Raw genomic sequence first — 20,358 nt, 5'->3', positions numbered from 1 at the left:
GTACCCCGCGCCCCTGACTCCGCATACGTCTGCGGACCGTGCTGGCGTCTCGCGCAGTTCCCCGCGCCCCTGAACTACTCGGTGCGGGGCGGCATGGGCATCTTCAGACTGTCATGGGGGTCCCCCCTGGCCCTTAAGGCCTTGGGGGAGTTTGAGGACGAGCGCCGTTCAGGCGCGAACGGGGTCTGGGGCGGAGCCCCAGGAGCCTGGACCTCAGCCCCTCTCCCGCCCCCGGAGGGTTTCGGGAAGGGGCGGGATGGGGCGACTCCCGGGGTCTGGGGCGAAGCCCCAGCAACCCCGCCGCCTTCAGGTGCGGACCGTGCGTGGCTGGTCGCGCAGTTCCCCGCGCCCCTGTAGGGCGCCCGGGGTGCCAGGGCCCGCGCCCCTGTAGGGCGCCCGGGGTGCCAGGGCCCGCGCCCCTGTAGGGCGCCCGGGGTGCGAGGGCTCGGCCCCTTGTAGGGCACCCGGGGTGCGAGGGCTCGGGTCACCGTAAGCACCCGGGGCGTCAAGGCTCGCCCCCCCCCGTAGGGCACCCCGGGTGCCAGGGCTCGGGTCACCGTAGGGCACCCCGGGGGGTGCCAAGGCCCGGCCCCCCGGGGTGCGGGTCATGCCAGGAGGGGCGTCGCGCGGCGGGCCGTGTCCTCCAGCAGCGCCACCCCGTCCCCCGCCCACAACCCGGCGTTGAACAACTCCACCTCCACCGGCCCCGCGTAACCCGCCGAGCCGAGCAGCCCGCACCACTCCGCGAGGTCCACGCAGCCCTCCCCCAACTGGCCCCGCCCGAGCAGCGCGCCCGCCGGCAACGGCGTGACCCAGTCCGCCAGTTGGAACGCGTGGATGCGGCCCGACGCGCCCGCGCGGGCCACCGCCGCCGGCGCCGCCTCGTCCCACCACACGTGGTACGTGTCGACCACCACCCCCACCTGGGACGCCGGGAAGCGTTCCGCGAGGGACAGCGCCTGGTCGAGCGTGGACACGACGCAACGGTCCGAGGCGAACACGGGATGCAGCGGCTCGATGGCCAGCCGTACGCCCCGAGAGGCCGCGTACGGCGCGAGGGCCGACAGCGCGTCGCCGACCCGCTCCCTCGCGGCGACCAGGTCCTTGGAGCCGGGCGGGAGGCCGCCCGAGACGAGTACGAGCGTGTCCGTGCCCAGGGCCGCCGCCTCGTCGATCGCCGCACGGTTGTCGGCCAGCGCCGCCGCCCGTTCGGCGGGGTCGATCGCCGTGAGGAAGCCGCCACGGCAGAGTGAGGTCACGTCAAGTCCCGTGCCACGGAAGAGTTTTGCCGATGCCTCAAGGCCGTACGCCGCCACCGGCTCGCGCCACAGCCCGACCCCCCGCACCCCGAGCCGTACGCACGCGTCGGCCAGCTCCGGCAGGGAGAGCTGCTTCACCGTCATCTGGTTGATGCTGAACCGGGCGGGAGGCGGGGGAACAAGGGTCACTGGGATACTCCGTACACCGTCAGGAGGGACCTCATGCGGGACTCGGCCCGCCCGGGGTCGGGGAACAGGCCGAGCCGGTCCGCCAGTTCGTACGCCCGCGCGAAGTGCGGCAGCGAGCGCGCCGACTGGAGACCGCCGACCATCGTGAAATGCGCCTGGTGCCCCGCGAGCCACGCCAGGAACACCACGCCCGTCTTGTAGAAGCGGGTCGGGGGCCGGAAGAGGTGGCGGGAGAGGGCGACCGTCGGATCGAGGGCGGCGCGGAAGGCGTCGGCGTCACCCTCGTCCAGGAGCCGGACCGCTTCTGCCGCCAGTGGGCCGAGCGGGTCGAAAATGCCCAACAGGGCGTGGCTGAAGCCCTGTTCGTCGCCCGCGATCAGCTCGGGGTAGTGGAAATCGTCGCCCGTGTAGCACCGTACGCCGTCGGGAAGGCGCCGCCTCAGCTCCACCTCCCGGCGGGCGTCCAGGAGGGACACCTTGATGCCGTCGACCTTGTCGGGGTGGGCGGCGATGACGGCGAGGAACGTCTCGGTGGCCGTATCGAGGTCGGTCGAGCCCCAGTAGCCGTCGAGCGCCGGGTCGAACATCGGGCCCAGCCAGTGCAGGATCACCGGCTCGCAGGCCTGGCGGAGCAGATGCCCGTACACGGCGGCGTAGTCCTCGGCGCTCCGGGCCGCCGCCGCCAGCGCGCGCGACGCCATCAGGATCGGCTGCGCCCCCGCTTCCTCGACGCAGGCCAGCTGCTCCTCATACGCCGCCCGCACCTGCGCGAGACCGCCGGAGCCGAGCTGATCGGTGCCCACGCCGCACGCGATCCGGCCCCCAACTGCTGTGGCTTCGGCGGCACTTCGCCGGATCAGCTCCGCGGCGGTCGGCCAGTCGAGACCCATGCCGCGCTGCGCGGTGTCCATTGCCTCCGCCACGCCGAGGCCGTGCGACCACAGGTGGTGGCGGAAGGCGAGCGTGGCGTCCCAGTCGAGGGCGGCGGCACCGTCGGGCGAGGTGTCCGCGTACGGGTCGGCGACGACATGGGCGGCCGAGAAGACCGTACGGGAGAGCGGGGCCGGTCCGGGTGTGAGCGAGAGCGGGCTCGCGCGGGGCTCGTACCGTACCGTCGTCCCGTCGGGGCGCGGCAGCAGCAGGCTCACAGCGCGATCTCCGGCACGTCCAGGCGGCGGCCCTCGGCGCAGGAACGCAGGCCGAGCTCGGCGAGCTGGACGCCGCGCGCGCCCGCGAGCAGGTCCCAGCGGTACGGCTCGTCCAGCGCCACATGCCGCAGGAACAGCTCCCACTGGGCCTTGAATCCGTTGTCGAACGTGTCGTTGTCGGGCACCTCCTGCCACTGTGCGCGGAACGACTCGGTGGCGGGGAGGTCCGGGTTCCACACCGGCTTCGGTGTCGAACTGCGATGCTGGACACGGCAGTTGCGCAGCCCGGCGACCGCAGACCCCTCGGTCCCGTCCACCTGGAACTCGACCAGTTCGTCACGGTTGACGCGGACCGCCCAGGAGGAGTTGATCTGCGCGACCGCGCCGCCCTCCAACTGGAAGATCCCGTACGCGGCGTCGTCGGCGGTCGCCGCGTACGGTTCGCCGTGCTCGTCCCAGCGCCGGGGGATGTGCGTGGCGGTCTGCGCGGTCACGGCGGTGACCCGGCCGAACAGTTCGTGCAGGACGTACTCCCAGTGCGGGAACATGTCCACGACGATGCCGCCACCGTCCTCGCGCCGGTAGTTCCAGGACGGCCGCTGCGCGCTCTGCCAGTCGCCCTCGAACACCCAGTAGCCGAACTCGCCCCGCACGGACAGGATCCGGCCGAAGAAGCCGCCGTCGATCAGGCGCTTCAGCTTCAGCAGGCCCGGCAGGAACAGCTTGTCCTGGACGACGCCGTGCTTGACGCCGGCCGCGCGGGCGCGCCGGGCCAGGTCGAGCGCGCCGGCCAGACCGGTGGCGGTGGGTTTCTCGGTGTAGACGTGCTTGCCCGCCGCGATCGCCTTGCCGATCGCCTCCTCGCGGGCGGACGTCACCTGCGCGTCGAAGTAGAGGTCGACGCTCGGGTCGGCGAGGACCGCGTCCAGGTCCGTCGACCACTCGGTGAGACCGTGCCGGTCGGCCATCGCCTTCAGCGCGTGGTCCCGGCGGCCGACCAGAACCGGCTCGGGCCACAGCGCGGTGCCGTCGCCGAGATCGAGGCCGCCCTGCTCGCGGATGGCGAGGAGGGAACGTACGAGGTGCTGGCGGTAACCCATGCGTCCGGTGACGCCGTTCATGGCGATGCGCATAGTCCTGCGTTCCGGCATGTGATCCCTCCGGGGCTGAGACGTGGGCTGAAACGTGGGCTGGTACGGGGTGGGGCGGGCGGCGCGGCGCATGCGGCCGGGCGTGCCGAAGGGGAGGCGCCCGACAGCGCACCCCGCCGTGAGATGCCGAATGCTGAACAGCAAGCGCTTTCTACAGGACGGGACGCTAGCCTGCGCACAGCGCCTGCGACAAGAGGCCGAAGGCTTGAACGGCGTGATCATGGCCCGACCGTTTCGGAGGCAGAGATGACAGCGACCCTGGCGGATGTGGCGGCCCGGGCCCAGGTGTCCCCGGCGACCGTCTCGCGGGTTCTCAACGGCAACTACCCGGTGGCGGCGGCCACTCGGGAACGGGTGCTGCGCGCGGTCGACGAGCTGGATTACGTCCTGAACGGGCCGGCCAGTTCGCTCGCCGCGGCCACCTCCGACCTGGTCGGCATCCTCGTCAACGACATCGCCGACCCCTTCTTCGGCATCATGGCGGGCGCGGCCCAGGCCGCGATCGGCGAGGAGCGCGGGGCGCGCGAGAAGCTGTCCGTCATCTGCAACACCGGCGGCTCGCCGGAACGCGAACTCACCTATCTGACGCTGCTCCAGCGTCAGCGCGCGGCGGCCGTCATCGTGACGGGCGGTGCGCTTGAGGACCCCGAGCACCAGGCGGCCGTCGGCGCGAAGCTCGCGCGGCTCGCCGACGCGGGCACCCGGATCGTGCTGTGCGGCCGGCCGCCGCTGCCCGGCGACAGCGTCTGCGCGACCCTCGCCTTCGACAACCGGGGTGGCGGCAGGCGCCTGGCGGAACACCTCATCGAGCTCGGCCACCGCCGGATCGGCTACATCGCGGGGCCCCCCGAGCGCACGACGACCCGGCACCGCCTCGAAGGCCACGAGGCCGCGCTCGAAGCGGCCGGGCTGCGGTTGGACGATCTGGTGGTGCACGGCTCGTACGACCGCCGTTCCGGCTATGAAGCGGCGCTCGAACTCCTGCGCAGGGAGCCGGAGTTGACGGCCATCGCGGCGGCGAACGACACGGTGGCGCTGGGTGCGTGTGCGGCGCTGCGGGACCAGGGGCTCTCCGTCCCCGAGGACGTCTCGGTGGCGGGCTTCGTGGACCTCCCCTTCAGCGCGGATGCCGTCCCGGCGCTGACGACGGTACGGCTTCCGCTGTATGCGGCGGGGGAGCGGGCGGGACGCCTCGCACTCGGCCTCGACCCGGCTCCGCCGGGGGGGATTGCCGCGGTGCGGGGGGAGTTGGTGGTGCGGGGGTCGACGGCGGGGGTGCGGGGGGTGTGACCCCGGCCCATGATGCGCACCCCGGCCCCATGATGCGCCGTTCCCCGCGCCCCGGGGTGGATGCCTACCCGTGGGCCGTGCGGGTTTCGCGCAGTTCCCCGCGCCCCTGAGAGGGATGTCCATCCGCGGGCCGTGCGGGTTGGTTGCGCAGTTCCCCGCGCCCCTTGAGGGACCGGCTTTCGGGTGCGGGTTGTGGTCGCTTCTCGCGCCGTTCCTCGCGCCCCCCAAGCCCCCTCTCGGCTGCGGGTCGTGGTCGCCTCTCGCGCAGTTCCCCGCGCCCCTTAAAGGCTGGCCTTCGGCCGCGGGTCGTGGTCGCTTCTCGCGCAGTTCCTCGCGCCCCTGGCTACTCGATGTGGGCCGGCGCGGACATCTTCAGCCTGTCCGGCGATTGAGGACGAGCGCCGTTCAGGCGCGAACGGGGGTGCAGGGGGCGGAGCCCCCGCTCGGGGTCTGGGGCGGAGCCCCAGGGCGCTGCACCTTCAAGTAGCCGCACGGGCGGGTGGGTGGGGAAACCCGCCCGGGGTCTGGGGCGGAGCCCCAGGGAGCCGCACCCTTCGGCATCCGTCACGGGCGGGTGGGTGGGCGAATCCCCTGGGGTCTGGGGCGGAGCCCCGGGGGCCGCACTCTCAAGTAGCCGCACGGGATGGGGGTCCCCCCTGCTCCTTAAGAGCTTGGGGGAGGGTGGGAAAACCCCCGGGGGCCGGCCCCGGCGCCGAGGGCTAGCGGGGCGCCGGCAAGAGGGACGTGCAGGCCCGCAACGTGGCCAGCCGATCCGTGACCGCCTTCGCCGCCGCCCCCGCCTGGGGCATGGGGACACCCCGCCCGTCCACCACCGCCGCAGTGAAGCCCTGCTTCACCACCTTGCCCCGGGCGATCGTCAGCGTAGCGATCCCACTGTCGTCGGAGCGCGGGTACGGCGACGTCCCGTACCAAAGCAGGTTGCCCAGCCCGTAGTTGACGTACGTCGGTCCCAGCATCCCCGACCCCAGCATGACGTGCGCGTGCGTACCGACCACCGCCGTCGCCCCCGCCGCCGACAGCTTCGCGGCGATGGACTTCTGCTCGGCGCCCGGGCAGCTCTGCCCCTCCGTGCCCCAGTGCAGGTACACCACGACCACGTCGGCCTTCGCCTTCGCCCGCTTCACCGCCGCGACCAGCTTCGTCGGGTCGAGCGCGGAGGCTATGCCCGGCTTCTTCGGGCCGGCCCGGAACTTGTCGTTGGTCAGATCCATGACCTGGCTCGCCGCGACGACCGCCAGTTTCACCCCGCGGATGTCCTTCACGTACGGCTTGTACGCCTCCGCCTCGTTCGCCCCGATGCCCAGCACCGGTATGGGGGCGTGGTGCACGGCGTCGAGCGTGTCGGTCAGGCCCGCGGGACCGTAGTCGACGGCATGGTTGTTGGCCATCGACACCGCGTCCACGCCCGACTTCTGGAGCGCGGTCAGGGCGCTGGGCGGCGTACGGAAGTGGTACAGCTTGGGCTCCTCGGAGCCCCGCGTGGTGATCGCCGTCTCCAGGTTGACCATCGCGAAGTCGGCGCTCGCGACGGTCCTGGATATCGGGCCGAGGGCGGGGTCGGCGGGGGTCCCGTTCAGCCGGACCGCGGTCCGCTCGGTGAAGTGGACGTCGCCGCCGAACGCGAGCGTGATGGTGCCGGGCGGAAGCGAAGGCGTAGGCCCGGCGGTCACGTCGGCCCCCGCGCCGGGGCTCGCGGCGGCGGACTTCCCGGCCCCGGGCCGTACGGCGGCGGGGGCCGCGGACGGCGAGCCCGAGCACCCGGCGCACGCCAGCAGGGCGCCGACGGCCAGCAGGGAGGCCTGGGCGGCGACGGAGTGACGCGAGCGGGGGCGGGTACCGGCGGGCGGGATCATGCGGGCCAGAGTATTCGCGCGGGCGTACGAGTCTCGGCCAGGGTCTCGCCCACGCACCGCTTGCCGCGTCGGCGGCCAGGGTCTCGCCCCCGCACCGCTTGCCGCGTCGGCGTCCAGGCGCCTCCCCCGCACCGCCTGCCGCGTCGGCGGCCAGGGTCGCCCCCGCACTGCCCGCCGCACCGCCCAGTGCGTCCGGTTCCTGGTCCATCTGCACGCATACGGGAGCATGTGCGGCGCGAAGGGGGGAAGTGATGCCGAAGACGGGGCACGATCACGAACGGAGGCGGACAGTCATGGCAGGTTTTCTCGACCGGGCCAAGGAGCAGGCGCAGAGCGCCATGCAGCAGGGCAAGCAGAAGGTGGACGAGGTCCAGCAGCAGCGCGCCGGGAACGATCTCCTGAAGCGGCTCGGCGCGGCGTACTACGCGGAGCGCAACGGCAGCGGGTCGGCGGCGGCCACGCAGCAGGCCCTGACCGCTCTGGAGGTGCACATCGCCGCCCACGGCGACGCCTTCCTGCGCAGCGGCGCCTGATTCGGCCCGGAGCACGGCCTCGGCACGGCCTCGGCACGGCCTCGGCACGGCCTGCTCTCGGCGCGGCCCGGGCGGAGTTCGGATTACTGCCCGCAGTCGTGCAACCCTTCCGGCGTGACGGATGTCTAAGGAAGCGTCGGTGTTTCAGGGGAGGGATCCGGGGGGATTTCGGGAAGCGCCGACGGGGAGGGAAATCAAGGGGCCCGGTCGACGGACCGGGCCCCCTTGAATTGTCCCGCGCACCGCGCCGCCCCCTCGGCCCGCCAGCCCCGGCCCCCGGCCCGCCACCCCGGCCCGCCACCCCGGCCCCCCGGCCCGCCACTTCCGGCCCCCGGGCCCGCTCGGACTCCCTTGCTACGCAACCGTGTTGTCCGCTGATACGGAACCGTGTTGTCCGCGTTGTCAGTGCGGGGCGGTAGCGTCGGGGCATGTCCAGTCTCACGGGTATGGCGGTGGTGGAGGGGGTCCTTGAGCGGATCACGTATGCCAACGAGGAGAGTGGGTACACCGTCGCCCGCGTCGACACCGGCCGTGGCGGCAACGATCTCCTCACCGTGGTCGGCTCGCTGCTGGGCGCGCAGCCCGGGGAGTCGCTGCGCATGGAGGGCCGCTGGGGCTCACACCCGCAGTACGGCAAGCAGTTCACCGTGGAGAACTACACGACCGTCCTGCCCGCCACCATCCAGGGCATCCGCCGCTACCTCGGCTCCGGTCTCATCAAGGGCATCGGCCCCGTCTTCGCCGACCGCATCACCCGTCACTTCGGCGCCGACACCCTCGACATCATCGAGCAGGAACCCAAGCGGCTCATCGAGGTGCCGGGCCTCGGCCCCAAGCGGACGAAGAAGATCGCGGCCGCCTGGGAGGAGCAGAAGGCCATCAAGGAGGTCATGGTCTTCCTCCAGGGCGTCGGTGTCTCCACCTCCATCGCGGTGCGCATCTACAAGAAGTACGAGGACGCGTCGATCTCGGTGGTGAAGAACCAGCCCTACCGGCTGGCGGCCGACGTCTGGGGCATCGGGTTCCTCACCGCCGACCGCATCGCGCAGGCCGTCGGCATCCCGCACGACAGTCCGGAGCGGGTGAAGGCGGGCTTGCAGTACGCGCTGTCGCAGTCCACCGACCAGGGCCACTGCTTCCTGCCCGAGGAGCGCCTGATCGCCGACTCGGTCAAGCTCCTCCAGGTCGACACGGGGCTGGTCATCGAGTGTCTGGCCGAGCTCGTCGCCGAGGAGGGCGCCGTACGGGAAAAGGTGCCGGGGCCCGACGGGGGCGAGCCCGTCACCGCCCTCTACCTCGTGCCGTTCCACCGCGCCGAGCTCTCGCTGGCCGCCCAGGTGGGCCGCCTGCTGCGGACCGGCGAGGACCGCATGCCGGGGTTCTCCGGCGTCGATTGGGACAAGGCGCTCGGCTGGCTCGCCGGGCGCACCGGCGCCGAGCTCGCGCCCGAGCAGCAGGAAGCCGTGAAGCTGGCCCTGACCAGCAAGGTCGCGGTGCTCACGGGCGGCCCGGGCTGCGGGAAGTCCTTCACCGTCCGCTCGATCGTGGAGCTGGCCCGTGCCAGGAAGGCCAAGGTGGTGCTGGCCGCGCCGACCGGCCGGGCCGCCAAGCGCCTGGCCGAGCTGACCGGCGCCGAGGCCTCCACGGTGCACCGCCTGCTCGAACTGAAACCGGGCGGCGATGCGGCGTACGACAAGGACCGGCCGCTGGATGCCGATCTGGTCGTCGTCGACGAGGCGTCCATGCTCGATCTGCTGCTCGCCAACAAGCTCGTCAAGGCGGTGGCGCCCGGCGCCCATCTGCTGATGGTCGGGGATGTGGATCAGCTGCCCTCGGTCGGCGCAGGCGAGGTGCTGCGCGATCTGCTCGCCGAGGGCGGTCCCGTGCCGAGTGTGCGGCTGACCCGGATCTTCCGGCAGGCCCAGCAGTCCGGCGTCGTCACCAACGCCCACCGCATCAACTCCGGTGCGCATCCCATCACTTCGGGCCTTGACGATTTCTTCCTCTTCGTCGAGGACGAGACGGAGGACGCGGGGCGGCTCACCGTCGACGTCGCCGCACGCCGCATCCCCGCGAAGTTCGGGCTCGACCCGCGCCGCGACATTCAGGTGCTCGCGCCGATGCACCGGGGCCCGGCCGGCGCCGGCACCCTCAACGGCCTGCTCCAGCAGGCCATCACCCCGGCCCGGCCCGACCTTCCGGAGAAAAGGTTCGGTGGAAGGGTCTTCCGGGTCGGCGACAAGGTCACCCAGATTCGCAACAATTACGACAAGGGGCAGAACGGCGTCTTCAACGGCACCGTCGGCGTGGTCACCTCGCTCAACCTGGACGACCAGTGCCTGACGGTCCTGACGGATGAGGACGAGGAGGTTCCGTACGACTTCGACGAGCTGGACGAGCTGGCCCACGCGTACGCCGTGACGATCCACCGCTCCCAGGGCAGCGAGTACCCGGCCGTCGTCATCCCGGTCACCACCGGTGCCTGGATGATGCTCCAGCGCAATCTGCTGTACACGGCGGTGACCCGCGCCAAGAAGCTCGTCGTCCTGGTGGGGTCCCGCAAGGCGATCGGTCAGGCGGTGCGCACCGTTTCGGCGGGAAGACGCTTCACCGCACTGGCTCACCGGCTGGCAGGGGGCACTTTGGTGGGAAACGTCCCGGATGATCGGCCCAGGACTTTCCTAACCGGGGCGAACGGGGCAGGATGAGCAGGTTGACGGCACTGAGTGCCGTGAATAAGCCCAATGGGCGACCCCGAGTGCACTCTGCTGAGCCAAATGGGGGATGGTAGAGACAGTCAGGGCACCTCGAAGAAGAGGCACTACGTCGGTGAGGGATGACGTGAGCGAGAACGCGAACAACGCTGTAGTACTGCGGTTCGGCGATGGCGAGTACACCTACCCGGTGATCGACAGCACCGTCGGCGACAAGGGCTTCGACATCGGGAAGCTCCGAGCCCAGACCGGGCTGGTCACCCTCGACAGCGGATACGGCAACACAGCCGCCTATAAATCCGCCATTACCTACCTGGACGGTGAGCAGGGCATCCTGCGCTACCGCGGGTACCCGATCGAGCAGCTGGCGGAGCGCTCGACCTTCGTCGAGGTCGCCTACCTGCTGATCAACGGCGAGCTGCCGACCGTCGACCAGCTCTCCAGCTTCAAGAGCGAGATCACCGGGCACACGCTGCTCCACGAGGACGTGAAGCGGTTCTTCGACGGCTTCCCGCGTGACGCCCACCCGATGGCCATGCTGTCGTCGGTGGTCTCCGCGCTGTCCACGTTCTACCAGGACAGCCACAACCCGTTCGACGAGACGCAGCGCAACCTGTCCACGATCCGGCTGCTGGCCAAGCTCCCGACGATCGCGGCGTACGCGTACAAGAAGTCGATCGGCCACCCCTTCGTCTACCCGCGCAACGACCTCGGCTACGTCGAGAACTTCCTGCGCATGACGTTCTCGGTGCCGGCCCAGGAGTACGAGCTGGACCCGGTCGTCGTCTCGGCCCTGGACAAGCTGCTCATCCTGCACGCGGACCACGAGCAGAACTGCTCGACCTCCACCGTGCGTCTGGTGGGCTCCTCGCAGGCCAACATGTTCGCGTCGATCTCGGCCGGCATCTCGGCCCTGTGGGGCCCCCTGCACGGCGGCGCCAACCAGTCCGTCCTGGAGATGCTGGAAGGCATCCAGGCCAACGGCGGCGACGTGGACTCCTTCATCCGCAAGGTGAAGAACAAGGAGGACGGCGTCCGCCTGATGGGCTTCGGCCACCGGGTGTACAAGTCCTTCGACCCGCGCGCGAAGATCATCAAGGCCGCCGCGCACGACGTCCTCTCCGCGCTCGGCAAGTCCGACGAGCTGCTGGACATCGCGCTGAAGCTCGAAGAGCACGCGCTGAGCGACGACTACTTCGTCTCGCGCAACCTGTACCCGAACGTGGACTTCTACACGGGTCTGATCTACCGCGCCATGGGCTTCCCGACCGAGATGTTCACGGTCCTGTTCGCCCTCGGCCGCCTTCCGGGCTGGATCGCCCAGTGGCACGAGATGATCAAGGAGCCCGGTTCGCGCATCGGCCGCCCGCGTCAGATCTACACGGGCGAAGTGCTGCGGGACTTCGTGCCGGTCGAGGGTCGCTGAGGCCGACTGCCGACTGCGGAGGGTCTGGGGGTCCGGGGGTCGTCCCCCGCACCCCGCCCCGCACATCGGAAAAGCGCCCCGCTGCCAATCCCCCCACGGGTTGGCAGTCGGGGCGCTTCCCTGTTTCCCGGTGCGGATTCCCCCCACGGGATCCGAGCCGGGGGTCTAGGCGGTCCGCCGGGGTACGTACCTGTCGGTGGGCCGCTCAAAGCTCCCGACGTACGTGCCCCGGCCAACGCGTTGCCTGGAACGTCCCCCAAGACATTCCATGGACGTCCCCCAAGACATCCGTGGCATCGCCCACTTAGACTCCCGACCCCTCCCGATGGTTACCTCAAAACCTCTGTGATCTAGATCTCTTTGTGGAGGTCAGGTGAAGGAACGCAACCGTAGGCTGTTGGTTACCACGAATACCGACGAGAACGCCATAGCCGCGCCCGCGATCATCGGATTCAGCAGGCCGGCGGCGGCCAGCGGGATCGCGGCCACGTTGTAGCCGAATGCCCAGAAAAGGTTGCCTTTGATGGTGGCAAGGGTGCGCCGCGACAACCGGATCGCATCGGCGGCAACCCGCAGGTCACCCCGTACGAGTGTGAGGTCGCCCGCCGCGATGGCGGCGTCCGTGCCGGTGCCCATGGCCAGTCCCAGATCGGCGGTGGCCAGCGCGGCCGCGTCATTGACGCCGTCCCCGACCATGGCGACCGTGCGGCCCTGCTCCTGAAGACGCGTGATCACGGCGGCCTTGTCCTCGGGAAGGACCTCCGCGTGCACATCGTCGCCAGGAATGCCGACCTCCGCGGCCACCGCCGCCGCCACCGCGCGGTTGTCCCCGGTGAGCAGGACGGGGGTCAGGCCAAGCGCCCGCAGCCGGGCCACGGCCTCGGCGCTGGTCGCCTTCACGGTGTCCGACACGGTGAGCACGCCGCGGGCCACCCCGTCCCACGCCACGACGACGGCCGTACGCCCCCGCTCCTCGGCGGCGCTCTTCGCCGCGGCCAGCTCCGGCGGGAGCTCCAACGCGGCATCCCGGCCCACGAACACCCGGTGGCCCTCGACCGTGCCCGCCACACCACGGCCCGCGAACGAGCGGAAGTCCTCGGCGGGAGGCAACGTCCCGGCCCGGTCCTCGGCGCCCGAGGCGATCGCGCGGGCGATGGGGTGCTCCGAGGCGTGTTCCAGCGCGCCGGCCAGACGCAGGAGCTGCTTCTCGTCGGTGTCCCCGGCCGGGTGCGCCTCGTGCAGGCTCATGCGTCCCGTCGTCACCGTGCCCGTCTTGTCCAGGACGACGGTGTCCACGCGGCGGGTCGACTCAAGCACCTCCGGGCCCTTGATCAGGATGCCGAGCTGCGCGCCACGGCCGGTGCCGACCATGAGGGCGGTCGGGGTGGCCAGGCCCAGGGCGCAGGGGCAGGCGATGATCAGTACGGCGACGGCGGACGTGAAGGCGGCGGTGGCGTCGCCGGTGAGCAGGAGCCAGGCGCCCGCGGTGGCCGACGCGATCACGAGCACCACCGGCACGAAGACGCCCGCGACACGGTCCGCGAGGCGCTGCACCGCGGCCTTGCCGTTCTGGGCGTCCTCCACCAGGCGGGCCATCCGGGCGAGCCGGGTGTCCGCGCCGACGCGGGTGGCCTCGACGACGAGGCGGCCGCCGGCGTTCACGGTCGCTCCGGTGACCGGGTCGCCCACGCCCACGTCCACCGGCACGGATTCGCCGGTCAGCATCGACGCGTCGAGCGCGGAGGCGCCCTCGACGACCGTGCCGTCCGTGGCGACCTTCTCGCCGGGCCGCACGACGAACCGGTCGCCGGTACGCAACTGGCTTACGGGGACGCGTACTTCGGTGGCCCCGCGCAGTACGGCCACGTCCTTGGCGCCCAGTTGCATCAGCGCGCGCAGTGCGGCGCCGGACTTCCGCTTGGCGCGGGCCTCCAGGTACCGGCCGAGCAGGATGAACGTGACGACGCCCGCGGCGACTTCGAGGTAGATCGTCCCGGCGCCGTCGGCGCGGCCCACGGTGAGGTCGAAGCCGTGACGCATGCCGGGCCTGCCCGCCGTCCCGAAGAACAGCGCCCACAGGGACCAGCCGAACGCCGCGAGGGTGCCGGTCGACACCAGGGTGTCCATCGTCGCGGCGCCGTGCCGCAGGTTGGTCCACGCGGCGCGGTGGAAGGGGAGGCCGCCCCAGAGGACGGCGGGGGTGGCGAGGGTGAGGGCCAGCCACTGCCAGTTGTCGAACTGGAGCGGGGGGATCATCGTCAGCGCGATGACGGGGGCGGCGAGGAGGGCGGTTGCGGTGAGGCGCGTCTTGAGGGGGGTTGGGGGGTGGTCCTGCGTCGTGCGGCTTGGTGTCGGTGGTGTCGGAGGCGTCGGTGACGGCGGTGGTGTCGGGGGCGTCGGTGTCGGTGACATTGGCGGGTGCGGGCCGGTGGTCGTTCCCGGGGCTCCGCCCCGGACCCCGTTCGCGCCTGAAGGGCGCTTGTCCTCAAGCGCCGGACGGGCTGGGGTGGTGTGCGCTTGCTCTGGGTTGCTCGGCTGCGGGCCGGTGGTCGTTCCCGGGGCTCCGCCCCGGACCCCGTTCGCGCCTGAAGGGCGCTTGTCCTCAAGCGCCGGACGGGCTGGGCTGGCCGGGGTTGGGTCGGCTGAGGTCGCCGGGCCGGGTGGGGCGGCCGGGGTTGGGTCGGCTGGGGTCGGGTTGGCCGTGTAGCCCGTTTTCACCACCGTCGCGACGAGGTCTGCCACCTCCACGTCCTCACCGAAGGCGACCCGCGCCTTCTCGGTGGCGTAGTTGACCGTCGCCTCGACGCCCGGCATCCGGTTCAGCTTCTTCTCGACGCGGGCCGCGCACGACGCGCAGGTCATGCCGCCGATGGTCAGTTCCACCCGGCGGGCGGCGGTATCGGGGGATTGCACGAGGGGCTCCAGGAAGCGGGCCGGGCCGCACCGGGCCGGCGTGGAGAGCCGGCCGGGTACGGCCCGTGGGACAGACGGAAGGGTGCCCTGCGGGTCAGGCCCGGCCGACCAGCTCGTAGCCCGCCTCGTCGACGGCGGCGCGGACGGCCTCCTCGTCGAGCGGGGTGGCCGAGATCACGGTGACCTCGCCCGTCGCGGCGACGGCCTTCACCGAGCCGACCCCCTCGATCTCGGAGATCTCGGCGGACACCGCACCCTCGCAGTGGCCGCAGGTCATGCCGGAGACCTTGTAGACGGTGGTGACGGCGCCCACCTGGACGTCGCTCGCTCCGCCGCCGTGGCAGGCACCGGCGGGCGAGCAGCAGGAACCGGTCGCGGCAGCGGGGGTCTCGGTCTCGGCGGTCATGGCGTTCTCCTCTTCACGGGCGGTACGGATCCATGGTGCATCAAGGCGTCAGGGCAACAGGGGCCACGGGGACACCGCGGATGCCCTCACGCAGGAAACAGGTTATACCCCTAGGGGGTATTGTGCGAGCGCGGCGCGCACGCCCGGCCCACCGCCTCCACCGCCTCCACCCGGCCCCGCCTCCGCCCGGCGCCGTCGACGAGGGCGACCGGGTCCTGGCCGCCCGCGGGGCCGGGTGCGCCGGAGCTCAGCCGTCGCGGCGTCCGCGATTGCCGGGGCGGCGGGCGACCCAGGTGCGGATCGTGTCCGCGAACCAGAAGGGCTTTCCGTTCTCCACGAGGTCCGGGGCCGGAAGGAGCCCGTGTTTGCGGTAGGAGCGCACGGTGTCCGGCTGCACCCGGATGTGCGCGGCGATCTCTTTGTAGGACCAGAGCCTTCGGTCGGTCATGTAACGGCACCTCCCTGCGTCGCCGCAGCGGCGGCCGGAAGGCCGTCGGGGGAGCTGCGGCGGGAACGCTTGGCGATCAACTCAGCCTGTGCCCGTTGAACGACGCAGAGTGAGCTCAGGGGAGCTCCTGTCGACCGCCTGTGACGCAAGACCCGCGTAATCGAGACATGTGTGACGGGAAGGAGATCCTTGTAACGGACGTGATGAAGAGGGCTGTTGGGGCAAATGGGTGAGCGCGGGTACGGTGCGCGGGCACGGCGCGCGGGCACGGCGCGCGGTGCGGCGCCCAGGCGTGGGGCGTCGGCGTGGGTCGTGTCGGGCGTCGGCGTGGGGCTGCCGTGTCCCGGGGTCCCGCCATCCCCGTGTTCGGCGCCGGCGGGTGCGCGGGCTGCGGTGGGCTACGCGTACAGGGCCGGGCGGTCCGCCAGTTGTACGGGGATCCGTTCGCCGGACCGCTGGGCGCGCACCCCCGCCTCGCAGACCTCCGCCGCCGCGTAGCCGTCCCACGCGCTCGCTCCCGTGACGCGGCCCTGCCGGGTCGCGTCCACCCACGCCTGCACCTCGCGGTCGTAGGCGTCGGCGAAGCGCACCGTGAAGTCCTGCGGGATCGCGCGGCCCGCCCGCCCCGCCGAGCGGGTGACCGGGCCGTCGGCGCCACCGATCGAGGCGGTGCCGCGCTCGCCCACCGCCTCACAGCGCACCTCGTACCCGAAGCCGCAGTTGACGAAGATCTCGACGTCCACCACCGCGCCGCCGGACGTCTCGAACAGGACCAGTTGCGGATCGCCGAGCCCCTGGGGCGCGAGCGAGGAGGGCCGCGGGCGCAGGACCTGTACGGAGGTGATCTCCTGGCCGAGCAGCCAGCGGGTGGCGTCCGCCTCGTGCACCACCGAGTCACGGATCAGCATCTCGGTGGTGAAGAAGGATGGCGACGAGGCGTTGCGGTGGCGGCAGTGCAGCAGGAGGGGGTGGCCCAAAGTGCCGTTTTCCAGGAGGAGTTGGAGCTGTTGGTACTCCCTGTCGTGCCGGCGCATGAAGCCCACCTGAACGAGCCGGCGGCCCAGCCGTCGCTCGGCCTCCAGGACGCGCAGGGCGGCCGCCGGGTCCGGGGTCAGCGGCTTCTCGCACAGCACCGGCAGGCGGTGTGCGAGCGCTTCGAGCAGGGCCGGCTCGTGGGCCGGGCCCGAGGACGCGATGAGGACCGCGTCCACGCCGGGCGCGGCCATCGCGGCGGCCGGGTCGGTGTGGACGGAGCACCCCTCGATGCCCGCCGCCACGGCGTTCGCGCGGTCCGCGTCCAGATCGGCGACGGCGGCGACGCGGGCGCCGCCGATGACGGAGTCGATGCGGCGCACATGGTCGGCGCCCATGCGTCCGGTGCCGATGACGGCGACGCCGAGCGTCATGTCAGGCCCCGCAGGAACGCAGGAAGGCGCGGGTGCGCTGGGCGATGGGGAAGGGCTTGTCCGGATCGCACGGGTACATGTCCTGCTCGACGATCGCGAAGAGGTCGACGTCCAGGGCCCGGGCCGCGGCCAGAACCGGTTCGAGCGCGGGCACGCCGCGCGGCGGCTCGCACATCACGCCCTGCGCGACGGCGGGCCCGAACGGCGTTCCGGCGGACCGGACTTGGGCCAGGATGTCCGGGTCCACCTGCTTGAGGTGGAGGTAGCCGATCCGCTCCCCGTACGTCTCGATCAGCTTGACGCTGTCACCGCCGCAGTACGCGTAGTGCCCCGTGTCCAGGCACAGCGAGACTAGGTCCGGGTCGGTGGCGTCGAGGAAGCGGGCCACGTTCTCTGCGCTGTCGATGTGGGTGTCGGCGTGCGGGTGCACGACGACGCGCAGGCCGTGACGGTCCCGCACCTCGCGGGCGAGCCGTTCGGTCTGACCGGCGAGATCACGCCACTGTGCCGCCGTCAGGGTGGCGTCCTCCAGGACCTCGCCGCTCTTGTCGTCGCGCCAGAACGACGGGATGACGACGAGATGCCGCGCGCCGGCCGCCTGCGCCAGCGCGGCGACCTGCGAGACGTGCGCCCACGTCCGCTCCCACACCGCCGGGCCGTGGTGCAGCCCCGTGAAGACGGTCCCGGCCGAGACCCGCAGGTCGCGCGCTGCGGTCTCCTCGGCGAGGCGCGCCGGATCGGTGGGGAGATAGCCGTACGGTCCTAGTTCGATCCAGCGGTAGCCCGCGCCTGCGACCTCGTCGAGGAAGCGCCGCCAGGGGACTTGGCGGGGGTCGTCGGGGAACCACACGCCCCAGGAGTCGGGGGCCGAACCGATCCGGATGCGGGTCTTCGCCGTCGTCATGGGGCCAGCCTTTCGGGGGCGCGGGAGGCGTGTCAAGGTAACGTCCGAATGTAAGGACAAAGGATTGACAGGGGTGGGCGGCGACGGCTAGACCTGGGGCATCGGCGACCTGGCGAACCGAGGGGACGTGCATGGACGAGGCTCCGTACGGCACCGATGGGGCGAGCGGGCTGGACTCCGTGCCCGCGCCCGGCTCCCGGCGGGGCTCCGAGCGTGGCCTGGAGCGCGGCCCCGAGCGCGGCCCCGAGCGCGGCCCCGAGCGCGGCCCCGAGACCGGCCCCGAGCGAGGCCCCGAGGGCGACGCCGCGCGGGACGGTGCGTACGACGTGATCACGATGGGGCGGATCGGCGTCGACCTCTACCCGTTGCAGACCGGGGTGTCGCTGGCGGAGGTCACCTCGTTCGGCAAGTTCCTCGGCGGCTCGCCCTCCAACGTGGCGGTCGCCGCGGCACGCCTCGGGCGGCGGGCGGCTGTGATCACCCGTACGGGGCGCGACCCCTTCGGGCAGTATCTGCGTGCCGCGCTGGGTGAGTTCGGGGTGGATGCGCGGTGGGCGACCCCTGTGGACGGGCTGCCCACGCCGGTCACCTTCTGCGAGGTGTTCCCGCCTGACGACTTCCCGCTGTACTTCTACCGGCTGCCCAAGGCGCCCGATCTGGAGCTGCGGGCGGAGGAGTTGGATCTCGCGGCGATCCGGGCGGCGCGGATCTTCTGGGTGACGGGGACGGGGCTGTGTGCGGAGCCCAGCCGGGCGGCGACGCTGGCCGCGTTGGGGGCTCGGGGCGGGTCCTTCCCCACCCCGCCCCTTCCCGAAACCCTCCGGGGGAGTGGGTCGGGTGCGGCCCGGTGGTCGCCCGGGGCTCCGCCCCCGGACCCCCGCTCCTCAAACGCCGGAGGGGCTGGAATGCCCCTCCGGAACGCCGGACGGGCTGGGGTGCGCCCGGGGGACGTCGGAGGGGATGAAGCGTTTTCCGGGGACGCCGGAGGGGGCGGGGCGCCTGCCGGGCCCGAAACCCTCCGGGGGAGTGGGTCGGGTGCGGCCCGGTGGTCGCCTGGGGCTCCGCCCCCGGACCCCCGCTCCTCAAACGCCGGAGGGGCTGGGATGCGCCCCGGGCCCGAAGGAGCTGGAATGTACCCCGGGGACGCCGGACCGGCTGGGATGCGCCACGGCCATGCCAGAGGAGCTGAGGTGCCCCTCGGGCACGCCGAAGGGGCTGGGATGCGCCCCGGGCACGCCGGACGGGCTGAGGTGTCCCTCGGGCACGCCGAAGGGGCTCGGGTGGCTGCCGGGCGCGCCGAAGGGGGTTGGGCTGGTGCTCGGGGGGTTGGCTCGTTCCGCAGGGTCACCGTGTTCGATCTCGACTGGCGGCCCATGTTCTGGGACGCGCCCGAGACCGCTCGTGCCCTCTACCGCGAGGCCCTGGCCCGCGCCACCGTCGCCGTCGGCAATCTCGACGAGTGCGAGGTCGCGACCGGCACACGTGAACCCCGGGCCGCCGCCGAGGCGTTGCTCGGCGCCGGGGTCGAGCTCGCCGTCGTCAAGCAGGGGCCCAAGGGCGTGCTCGCCGTGCACCGGGACGGCACGGTCGTCGAGGTGGCGCCGGTGCCGGTCGACGTGGTCAACGGGCTCGGCGCGGGCGACGCGTTCGGCGGGGCGCTCTGCCACGGGCTGCTCGCCGGGTGGGAGCTGGAACGCGTGATGCGGTACGCCAACGCTGCTGGGGCCATCGTCGCCTCCCGGCTCGCCTGCTCCTCCGCCATGCCCTTCCCCGACGAGGTCGAGCGCGTCCTGGAAGGCGGCCGGGCATGAGGGTCGACGGGGGGCCTGGCGGGCTCGCCCGCCTCCGGGCCCGCCACCCCGAAGCCGTGGCCGAGGCCGCCGCCCGCCGCAGGCGCAGACCGTTGCTGCGGGGCGATCGCGCGCGGCTCATGGTGATTGCCGCCGATCACCCCGCCCGTGGCGCGCTCGGCGTCGGCGCCGACGCGCTCGCCATGGCCGACCGGGGCGACCTGCTCGACCGGCTGTGCCTCGCCCTGTCGCGGCCCGGCGTCGACGGGGTGCTGGCCGGCGCCGACGTCCTGGAGGACCTGCTGCTGCTCGGCGCCCTCGACGACAAGGTCGTGATCGGCTCCATGAACCGCGGGGGCCTCGCCGGGGCCGCCTTCGAACTCGACGACCGCTTCACCGGGCACCGTGCCCAGGACCTGGCCCGGCTCGGCTTCGACGCGGGGAAACTGCTGCTGCGGATCGACTACCAGGACCCGGGCTCGCTCGACACGCTGTACGCCGCCGCGCGCGCGGTCGACGACATGGCCGAGCGTCAACTCCCGGTGTTCGTCGAGCCGTTCATCTGCCACCGTCGGGACGGAAAGGTCCGTAACGACCTGTCCGCCGACGCCGTGACCCGTTCCATCGCCATCGCGTCGGGCCTGGCCGGCACGTCCGCGTACACCTGGCTGAAGGTGCCCGTCACCGAGAACCCCGACGACATGGCCGAGGTCATGGCCGCCAGCACCCTGCCCGCCGTGCTGCTCGGCGGCGACATAGGGGACGACCAGGACGCCGCCTTCGAGAAGTGGCGCGGCGCGCTGCGGCTGCCCACCGTGCAGGGCCTGGTCGCCGGGCGCTCCCTGCTCTATCCGGCCGACGGCGATGTGGCCGCCGCCGTCGACACCGCCGTCGCACTGCTGTAGGG

14 protein-coding genes and 2 pseudogenes are annotated in these 20,358 nt (G+C 72.3%); 7 read left to right on the top strand and 9 right to left on the bottom strand.

Annotation, left to right across the window (positions count from 1 at the left end; all coding sequences use genetic code 11):
* Window positions 1-605 precede the first annotated feature (605 nt).
* From ACGFW5_RS01830 to ACGFW5_RS01820, 3 genes are read right to left on the bottom strand one after another with little or no spacing between them, the layout of a single operon-like run.
* Window positions 606-1,403: a sugar phosphate isomerase/epimerase family protein gene (locus ACGFW5_RS01830; protein WP_393832158.1), complete on the bottom strand. Its 798-nt coding sequence runs from the start codon at window positions 1,401-1,403 to the stop codon at window positions 606-608.
* A 41-nt stretch (window positions 1,404-1,444) separates the two neighbouring features.
* Window positions 1,445-2,596 carry a dihydrodipicolinate synthase family protein gene (locus tag ACGFW5_RS01825; RefSeq protein WP_393832157.1) on the bottom strand — a complete coding sequence of 384 codons (1,152 nt, stop codon included), beginning with the start codon at window positions 2,594-2,596 and terminating at the stop codon, window positions 1,445-1,447.
* Window positions 2,593-3,747, bottom strand: a complete 1,155-nt coding sequence (locus ACGFW5_RS01820; RefSeq protein ID WP_393832156.1) for a Gfo/Idh/MocA family protein — start codon at window positions 3,745-3,747, stop codon at window positions 2,593-2,595. Before ACGFW5_RS01820 ends, ACGFW5_RS01825 begins: the two co-directional genes overlap by 4 nt.
* Before the next feature lie 246 nt (window positions 3,748-3,993).
* On the opposite strand from ACGFW5_RS01820, the gene ACGFW5_RS01815 reads away from it, so the two are divergent.
* Window positions 3,994-5,037 (top strand): LacI family DNA-binding transcriptional regulator, encoded by a 1,044-nt coding sequence (locus ACGFW5_RS01815; protein ID WP_393832155.1) that lies wholly within the window; start codon window positions 3,994-3,996, stop codon window positions 5,035-5,037.
* Window positions 5,038-5,756: 719 nt separating this feature from the next.
* Here ACGFW5_RS01815 and ACGFW5_RS01810 read toward each other — a convergent pair.
* Entirely contained in the window at window positions 5,757-6,911 is a 1,155-nt protein-coding gene (locus tag ACGFW5_RS01810; RefSeq protein WP_393832154.1) for a CapA family protein, read from the bottom strand.
* 293 nt (window positions 6,912-7,204) lie between these two features.
* Between ACGFW5_RS01810 and ACGFW5_RS01805 the strand changes: the two genes are divergently transcribed.
* The 3 genes from ACGFW5_RS01805 (at window position 7,205) to ACGFW5_RS01795 (ending at window position 11,584) form a co-directional block, all read left to right on the top strand.
* Complete coding sequence (locus ACGFW5_RS01805) at window positions 7,205-7,444, top strand: hypothetical protein (RefSeq protein WP_393832153.1); 240 nt, start codon at window positions 7,205-7,207, stop codon at window positions 7,442-7,444.
* Window positions 7,445-7,872: 428 nt separating this feature from the next.
* Complete coding sequence (locus tag ACGFW5_RS01800; protein ID WP_393832152.1) at window positions 7,873-10,152, top strand: ATP-dependent RecD-like DNA helicase; 2,280 nt, start codon at window positions 7,873-7,875, stop codon at window positions 10,150-10,152.
* Window positions 10,153-10,285: 133 nt separating this feature from the next.
* Window positions 10,286-11,584: a citrate synthase gene (locus ACGFW5_RS01795; RefSeq protein WP_393832151.1), complete on the top strand. Its 1,299-nt coding sequence runs from the start codon at window positions 10,286-10,288 to the stop codon at window positions 11,582-11,584.
* 369 nt (window positions 11,585-11,953) lie between these two features.
* On the opposite strand, the gene ACGFW5_RS01790 is transcribed toward ACGFW5_RS01795, so the two are convergent.
* From ACGFW5_RS01790 to ACGFW5_RS01770, 5 genes are all read right to left on the bottom strand, one after another.
* Window positions 11,954-14,497 (bottom strand): heavy metal translocating P-type ATPase, encoded by a 2,544-nt coding sequence (locus ACGFW5_RS01790; RefSeq protein ID WP_393832150.1) that lies wholly within the window; start codon window positions 14,495-14,497, stop codon window positions 11,954-11,956.
* A 94-nt stretch (window positions 14,498-14,591) separates the two neighbouring features.
* Window positions 14,592-14,903 (bottom strand): heavy-metal-associated domain-containing protein, encoded by a 312-nt coding sequence (locus tag ACGFW5_RS01785; protein ID WP_393832149.1) that lies wholly within the window; start codon window positions 14,901-14,903, stop codon window positions 14,592-14,594.
* Window positions 14,904-15,150: 247 nt separating this feature from the next.
* Complete coding sequence (locus ACGFW5_RS01780; protein ID WP_393832148.1) at window positions 15,151-15,351, bottom strand: helix-turn-helix transcriptional regulator; 201 nt, start codon at window positions 15,349-15,351, stop codon at window positions 15,151-15,153.
* A 398-nt stretch (window positions 15,352-15,749) separates the two neighbouring features.
* Window positions 15,750-16,757: a Gfo/Idh/MocA family protein gene (locus ACGFW5_RS01775; RefSeq protein ID WP_393832147.1), complete on the bottom strand. Its 1,008-nt coding sequence runs from the start codon at window positions 16,755-16,757 to the stop codon at window positions 15,750-15,752.
* Between the two features lies 1 nt (window position 16,758).
* Window positions 16,759-17,661, bottom strand: coding sequence for a sugar phosphate isomerase/epimerase family protein (locus ACGFW5_RS01770; RefSeq protein WP_393832146.1), 903 nt, complete (start codon window positions 17,659-17,661; stop codon window positions 16,759-16,761).
* Between the two features lie 335 nt (window positions 17,662-17,996).
* Between ACGFW5_RS01770 and ACGFW5_RS01765 the strand changes: the two are divergent.
* The 3 genes and pseudogenes from ACGFW5_RS01765 to ACGFW5_RS01755 all read left to right on the top strand — a co-directional run.
* Window positions 17,997-18,444, top strand: a pseudogene (locus tag ACGFW5_RS01765) (PfkB family carbohydrate kinase); the annotation flags it as partial.
* Between the two features lie 560 nt (window positions 18,445-19,004).
* Window positions 19,005-19,472 (top strand): annotated as a pseudogene (locus tag ACGFW5_RS01760) (PfkB family carbohydrate kinase); the annotation flags it as partial.
* Window positions 19,469-20,356, top strand: coding sequence for a deoxyribose-phosphate aldolase (locus tag ACGFW5_RS01755; protein WP_393832145.1), 888 nt, complete (start codon window positions 19,469-19,471; stop codon window positions 20,354-20,356). The pseudogene ACGFW5_RS01760 and the gene ACGFW5_RS01755, both read left to right, overlap by 4 nt.
* The last annotated feature ends 2 nt before the right edge of the window (window positions 20,357-20,358 follow it).

The organism is Streptomyces sp. NPDC048416, from assembly GCF_043200435.1.
Taxonomy (GTDB): domain Bacteria; phylum Actinomycetota; class Actinomycetes; order Streptomycetales; family Streptomycetaceae; genus Streptomyces.
This window is presented reverse-complemented; position numbering and strand designations above follow the sequence as displayed.

Excerpts from the sequence above, each read along its gene's own strand:
- ACGFW5_RS01785 (WP_393832149.1), bottom strand. The coding sequence starts at position 14,903 with ATGACCGCCGAGACCGAGACCCCCGCTGCCGCGACCGGTTCCTGCTGC.
- ACGFW5_RS01820 (WP_393832156.1), bottom strand. The coding sequence starts at position 3,747 with ATGCCGGAACGCAGGACTATGCGCATCGCCATGAACGGCGTCACCGGA.
- ACGFW5_RS01770 (WP_393832146.1), bottom strand. The coding sequence starts at position 17,661 with ATGACGACGGCGAAGACCCGCATCCGGATCGGTTCGGCCCCCGACTCC.
- ACGFW5_RS01775 (WP_393832147.1), bottom strand. The coding sequence starts at position 16,757 with ATGACGCTCGGCGTCGCCGTCATCGGCACCGGACGCATGGGCGCCGAC.
- ACGFW5_RS01755 (WP_393832145.1), top strand. The coding sequence starts at position 19,469 with ATGAGGGTCGACGGGGGGCCTGGCGGGCTCGCCCGCCTCCGGGCCCGC.
- ACGFW5_RS01815 (WP_393832155.1), top strand. The coding sequence starts at position 3,994 with ATGACAGCGACCCTGGCGGATGTGGCGGCCCGGGCCCAGGTGTCCCCG.
- ACGFW5_RS01810 (WP_393832154.1), bottom strand. The coding sequence starts at position 6,911 with ATGATCCCGCCCGCCGGTACCCGCCCCCGCTCGCGTCACTCCGTCGCC.
- ACGFW5_RS01830 (WP_393832158.1), bottom strand. The coding sequence starts at position 1,403 with ATGACGGTGAAGCAGCTCTCCCTGCCGGAGCTGGCCGACGCGTGCGTA.
- ACGFW5_RS01805 (WP_393832153.1), top strand. The coding sequence starts at position 7,205 with ATGGCAGGTTTTCTCGACCGGGCCAAGGAGCAGGCGCAGAGCGCCATG.
- ACGFW5_RS01800 (WP_393832152.1), top strand. The coding sequence starts at position 7,873 with ATGTCCAGTCTCACGGGTATGGCGGTGGTGGAGGGGGTCCTTGAGCGG.
- ACGFW5_RS01780 (WP_393832148.1), bottom strand. The coding sequence starts at position 15,351 with ATGACCGACCGAAGGCTCTGGTCCTACAAAGAGATCGCCGCGCACATC.